The organism is Priestia sp. P5_B4 (assembly GCF_056400385.1).
Window position 1 is genome coordinate 1 of the sequence record NZ_JBFULJ010000745.1, and the last position, 1,894, is coordinate 1,894.

Sequence of the window (1,894 nt, forward strand, 5' to 3'; positions counted from 1 at the left end):
CTTATTATTTTATTCGTCACAGCTCAGATGTCAAATGTTCAAGTTTGCCTTTTATAGTTGAATAACAAGAGATGGGTTGAATTATAACAGCTGTGAAAAAAAAGTCAACTTATAATAGASGATAAAAAAGAACGGTTTACCCAGCCCTTTTTCTATTTATATGACCAAGAAGTATCTTATTCTTTTGAGTAGAAAAGGTGACATATTCCTTATTTTTCAAGGGGTAGTTTAGTAAAATAGAAAAAAGTGAATAACAAAGGAAGCTAGTCTATTTACTCAGGGGGAGGGCTGCATATGCAAGGGAAAACAAAACAAGTGCGCTTTCGTAATATGGTAGCGTATGGATTTGGGGATTTGTTTGGCGGAGGATCCTTTTTTATTATCGGCACATTATTTATGGTTTTTTTAACGGATGTAGTCGGGCTTTCTCCTGTAGAAGCAGGAACGATTGTAGCTCTTGGAAAAGTGTGGGATGCTTTGTTAGATCCAACCATTGGGTACATATCTGATCATCTTCAGACAAAAAAAGGACGAAGAAGAGTCTTTTTTCTTTTTGGAATCATTCCAGTCGCCATCACGTTCACTATGCTGTGGATTCCTATTGAAGGCTCGCATATGTTCAAATACACCTATTTTATCTTAGCCTATCTTTTATTTAACACGGCGTTTAGTATGGTCATGGTTCCTTACAATACGCTAGCAGCAGAGATGACGACAGATTATAGCATTCGTTCGAAAATGACGGGAATACGCATGGTCTTTTCACAAGGCGCTTCATTTTTAGGCGCTTTCTTTCCAAAACGAATCATTGATGCGTTTCCAGGTGGACAAGGATATTTAATCATGGGCATTATCTTTGGTCTTCTTTTTGCTCTTCCATGGATTTTTGTCTATAAAGGAACTTGGGATAGCGGAGAAGTAGTGGAACGAAAAAAGAAAAACGGATTTTGGTTAGAATTTAAGCAGCTTTTTATCAGTTTTGGAAGTGCATTTAAAAATAAGTCGTTTAACGTGTACCTTGCCATGTACTTAGCATCTTACATTGCAATGGATGTATTTAATGCTCTTTTCTTTTATTTTATTGCCTATTACATGCTGCGCGAAGCTATTTATGCAGACACCCTAAGCTTTGTGCAAATTACACAGGTGCTATTTATTCCTCTTGTTACATACATAGCCATTAAGTTAGGAAATAAATTAACCTATAACTTCAGCATGATCATCTGGGGAACGGGCATTGTTTTATTCAGTTTCCTAACAACAGACAGCTCTTTAGTTCTTATTTACTTAGCAGCATTTTTCTTAGGAAGCGGTCATTCTGGAGCGATTATGATTCCATGGAATGTACTGCCGTTCGTATCAGATGTAGATGAAATGATTACGACAAAAAGAAGAGAAGGCGTGTATGCAGGGCTGATGTCGTTTATTCGAAAATCTTCTCAGGCGCTTGCGATTTTTCTGGTTGGTGTTGCCTTAAAGAATATTGGCTATGTACCAAACGCCGAGCAGTCAGCGTCTACGCTAGCCGGCTTGCAAAAGCTGTTCATGATTGTACCTGCTATTTTGATTCTCGCTGGAATTATCGCAACTATATGGTTTAAAATAAGTCCGGAAAATCACAAAATCTTATTAACTGAAATTCAAAGAAGAAAAAAGGGAGGCCGAGCGAAAGACGTTACTCCTGAAGCGAAAGCGGTTTGTGAAAGTTTAACGGGTTATAAATACGAACAGCTTTGGAAAGACGTAACCATTTCAAAAGAAATCCGAGATAAAACGGTTGTTTAACCTATAACTTCGCGAAAAAAAGCAAAATTTTCAGCGCAAACAATCGCTAATTATATCCAATAAGAAACTTCCTCTGACGTATTGCCTTTTGACATGAAAAGAAATTTTC

The 1,894-nt window shown here is 37.3% G+C and carries 1 protein-coding gene; it reads left to right on the forward strand.

Annotated elements, in window-relative coordinates; all coding sequences use genetic code 11:
• The first annotated feature begins 294 nt into the window (after nt 1–294).
• Nucleotides 295–1,785 (forward strand): MFS transporter, encoded by a 1,491-nt coding sequence (locus tag AC1DRF_RS25455; protein ID WP_477742011.1) that lies wholly within the window; start codon nt 295–297, stop codon nt 1,783–1,785.
• The last annotated feature ends 109 nt before the right edge of the window (nt 1,786–1,894 follow it).